This window comes from uncultured Shimia sp., assembly GCF_913054185.1.
In the GTDB taxonomy this organism is placed as follows: domain Bacteria; phylum Pseudomonadota; class Alphaproteobacteria; order Rhodobacterales; family Rhodobacteraceae; genus Shimia.
On sequence record NZ_CAJXIV010000155.1, the window covers coordinates 1 to 4,408 of the forward strand.

General features: G+C 55.5%; 4 protein-coding genes. All 4 read left to right on the forward strand.

Annotated features, from left to right (window positions below):
- A partial coding sequence (locus QZ517_RS19640; protein ID WP_294230631.1) for a homocysteine S-methyltransferase family protein occupies positions 1–794 on the forward strand: 794 nt, incomplete at its 5' end.
- A 67-nt stretch (positions 795–861) separates the two neighbouring features.
- Positions 862–2,616, forward strand: a complete 1,755-nt coding sequence (locus tag QZ517_RS19645) for a tetratricopeptide repeat protein (RefSeq protein ID WP_294230634.1) — start codon at positions 862–864, stop codon at positions 2,614–2,616.
- A 336-nt stretch (positions 2,617–2,952) separates the two neighbouring features.
- Positions 2,953–3,240 (forward strand): co-chaperone GroES, encoded by a 288-nt coding sequence (locus tag QZ517_RS19650; protein WP_283426663.1) that lies wholly within the window; start codon positions 2,953–2,955, stop codon positions 3,238–3,240.
- Positions 3,241–3,275: 35 nt separating this feature from the next.
- Positions 3,276–4,408 (forward strand): chaperonin GroEL (groL, locus tag QZ517_RS19655; RefSeq protein WP_294230636.1); only part of this gene is annotated, 1,133 nt, incomplete at its 3' end.

Here is a 4,408-nt window from a genome sequence, read left to right on the forward strand (position 1 = left end):
GCTACGCCACGGATCTCGCCGCCATTGCAGCCACGTCCAATCTTGGCGTGATCCTTGAAAGCGCCACCTGGGTGGCCAGCGCCGACCGCGCTGCGCCGTTGGGATACGACGCGCCCGCCTTGGCCGCGGCCAACCGCGACGCCATTGCGCTTCTGTCCGATGTCCGCGCCACGCTTGGCGACATACCCGCCCTGATCAGCGCCAACATCGGCCCACGTAAGGACGCCTATGCGACCGACACCCAAATGACCGCCTTCGAGGCCGCCGCGTATCACACGCCGCAGATCGCCACGCTGGCACAAACCAACGCTGACCTCATCACAGCTTACACCATGGCGAACCCGGCAGAGGCCATTGGCATATTGCACGCCTGCCGCGACCACAAAATGCCCTGCGTGATCGCGTTCACTGTGGAAACCAACGGCCGCCTACCAACCGGTGGCACCTTGGAAGCCGCCATCACGCAGGTCGACGCCGCCACCGACAAATACGCCGCGTACTACATGATCAACTGCGCCCATCCGGACCATTTCGCGGATGTCCTGACCAACGCCCCATGGGCCCGCCGCGTCGGTGGCATCGTGGCCAACGCCTCCCGCTGCAGCCACGCGGAATTGGACAACGCCTCAGAGCTAGACGCGGGCAACCCCGCAGAATTTGGCCAACAATTGGTGGATCTGCAGCAACAGCACCCGCATCTGCGTGTCTTGGGTGGGTGTTGCGGCACGGATATGCGCCACCTTGATTGCCTCGCACGTCAATTAACGAAGCAACTCGCGCTACGCCGCCCGTAGGTCTCTTTCTTTATTCACATCTCCTGTTAATGTGCCCGCAACTCGAATTTCTGGACTTCCATTTCTCATGAAATCACTCAACAACGCCGCTCGCGCACTGGCCTTTTCGCTCCTGTGTTTGGGCCATGTGTCGACTCCTGTTGCGGCACAAACCGCCGATGCCACAGAGCTGGCTTTCTGGGAGTCTGTGGGCACCTCTGGCAATGTGAAACTGTTGCAAGCCTATTTGGATGCTTATCCAGAGGGCAGTTTTGCGGCCTTGGCGCAGATCATGATTGCCGACCTCGGCGGCACCACAACCCCGCCGTCCGTGGAGAAACCCGTCGTTGTACCCACCACGGAAGTGCCCTCCCAATCCCCGTCTGCAGACTTGCAAGCGATGGGCAATCGCTGCGAAGAGCTGGCCGCCCACCCCGAGGACACAACCAGCAGCTTCCCTGGTGTGGCATCTTCCGCCATCGCATCCCATCTTAATGCCGCCATAGACGCTTGTTTGCAGGCCACAGAACTGGGCGACGCCAAATACGACTTTGCGCTTGGCCGTGCCTACTATGTCGCCTCAGATCCGGCCAACAACGAGAAATACTTCCGCATTGCAGCTGACAAAGGTCACGTGCTTGCCACCTATTGGTTGGCGATTGGCTACATCTATGGCGATTTTGGCACCCCGCAGGACTGGGACAAGGCTGGCGCGCTTCTGGCACGTCCAACACAGAAAGATCATGGCCACTCGTTGCTCTTTCTGGGGCAATACTATGCCTTCCACGCCAAAGACGCCGGACTGAAATCAAAGGCAGAACCGCTGCTGGAAAAAGCCGGCAAACTTGGCCGCGCGGATGCCTACGCGCATCTGGGGCAGATGTATGAAACTGGTCAGGGTGTGCGTAAAGACAGCATGATTGCTAAGTTTCATTACGAACGGTCCATTGAACTTGCCGGTACAGACGCTCGGACAGCCAAGTTCTACTTGGCCCGAATGTATTTCAAAGACATTGAAAAAAACTCATCTGGCCTGACGTACCACTACTCCGACTTGTTCAGAACCGAACGATTGCAAATGCTCGATTACCTCAAGGACACCGCAGCGGTTTTCAAAGAGGCTTATGACATGCGCGTCACTGAGACTGCGCGATTTTACTACGACGTTGTCAAATTCTCCGTGGACACATTTGAAGTGGATCCGGCGGACATTCCAGACTTCAAGAAAATGGAATTGGAAAACGCAATCAACCTGCGCGAGGACCTTCGTCATGATCTGCAGACTGCAATGCATGAGCGCGATACCAAGCATCCGCTCAAACACAAGAAGCACACCGAGCAAGACATCGCGACAGGTCTCCAATCTCTGCGCACCAAAACCGCCAATATCGATCAGACCCTTTTGAACGCCCGCAGGCGGCTCGCGCCAATTCAGGCTTACAATGACGGGGTGGATGCGGGCAAAAAATGCGCCAAAATCAACGATCGGTTCCGGGGCAAATACTATGGAGCTGACGTGCAAAATACCTGCGCAATTGATCTCGATTTCTCGCTGGATTTTGTGGTGAACATCGGAAGCGGCAAGCCAAAGTTGGAGCACAAAAGGTTCACCGTCAGAGCCGGGGAAACCTACACAGTGGAAGTTTCCACCAGATCCTTTGGGGGAACGTCTACCGAATTGACTGGAGGCGTATGCCCGGTATCTGACAAAAATGAAATGAAGGCAGATGGCCGACTAAGATGTGTTACCTCCGAACCGATGGTGTGGGTCAAGGCGCAGTTGTTCTTTGACCTTGAGGAAATCCACAAAGTCCTGTTGGGATTTGCCATCGTTTCCCGATAACGTTTCGCCCAGGCTAATCGGTCAGAAAACAATCCCAGTGCCCCATCTGCCGCAATTTTGCGGCGGATATACAGTTGCCGCCTGAAACGTGCTGCCAAAACCGTGTAAGAATTACCCGCTTAAATCGCTTACCAACAGCATTTGGCGCCAAAAAACTCCGCGGCGACACAGGGGCATACGGCGGTGCTAGCCCATTTACCCCAAAAAATGTCACGCAACGCCGTTGACTCCCCCCGATTGCACCCCTACCTCTTTCGCCGTTAGCACTCGCCGATAGGGAGTGATAACGACTCCGCTGAGGAGTCAGGGAGATACTCTAGATAGGGAAACCTAGTCATGGCTTTTACACCTCTGCACGATCGCGTCCTTGTACGCCGCGTTGAAAGCGACGAAAAAACCGCCGGCGGTCTGATCATTCCAGAAAGCGCCAAAGAAAAACCAGCCGAAGGCGAAGTTGTATCCGTAGGCGCTGGCCTGCGTGACGACAAAGGCGCCCGCGTCGAGCTCGACGTCAAAGCAGGCAACACAGTCCTGTTCGGCAAATGGTCCGGCACCGAAGTCACCGTTGACGGTGAAGAGCTGCTGATCATGAAAGAATCCGACATCATGGGCATCATTGCCTGATCGTCTGACGGACATTTACGAATTTAGGAGCCAATATCATGGCAAAAGACGTCAAATTTGACACCGATGCGCGCAACGCAATGCTGCGCGGCGTGAACGTACTGGCAGACGCCGTTAAAGTGACCCTCGGCCCAAAAGGCCGTAACGTTGTTCTGGAGAAATCCTTCGGCGCACCACGCATCACCAAAGATGGTGTTTCTGTCGCCAAAGAGATCGAACTGGAAGACAAGTTCGAGAACATGGGCGCACAGATGGTCAAGGAAGTTGCGTCCCGCACCAACGACGAAGCTGGTGACGGTACAACAACCGCGACCGTTCTGGCTCAAGCCATCGTCAAAGAAGGCCTGAAGCAGGTTGCTGCTGGTCTGAACCCAATGGATCTGAAGCGCGGCATCGATCTGGCGACTTCCAAAGTTGTTGAGAGCATTGTTGCTTCCGCTCGCGAAGTAAAAGACTCCGACGAAGTTGCGCAGGTTGGCACCATCTCCGCCAACGGCGAAGCTGAAATCGGCCAGCAGATCGCAGACGCGATGCAGAAAGTTGGCAACGAAGGCGTCATCACTGTTGAGGAAAACAAAGGTCTGGAAACAGAAACCGATGTTGTTGAGGGCATGCAGTTCGACCGCGGCTACCTCTCCCCTTACTTCGTGACCAACGCTGACAAGATGATTGCAGACCTCGAAGACTGCATGGTTCTGCTGCACGAGAAGAAACTCTCTTCCCTGCAGTCCATGGTGCCACTGCTTGAGCAGGTGATCCAGTCTCAGAAGCCTCTGCTGATCATTGCTGAAGATGTTGAAGGCGAAGCCCTGGCAACTCTGGTTGTGAACAAACTGCGCGGCGGCCTGAAAATTGCTGCTGTTAAGGCTCCTGGTTTCGGCGATCGCCGCAAAGCCATGCTGCAGGACATCGCTATCTTGACCGGTGGTCAGGTGATCTCCGAAGATCTCGGCATGAAGCTTGAGTCCGTGACCATGGACATGCTGGGCACAGCCAAGAAAATCGAAATCACCAAAGACGAAACAACCATCGTTGACGGTGCTGGTTCGAAGCCTGAGATCGAAGCTCGTGTGGCTCAGATCCGCACACAGATCGAAGAAACTTCTTCCGACTACGACCGTGAGAAGCTGCAAGAGCGCGTTGCCAAACTGGCAGGCGGTGTTGCTGT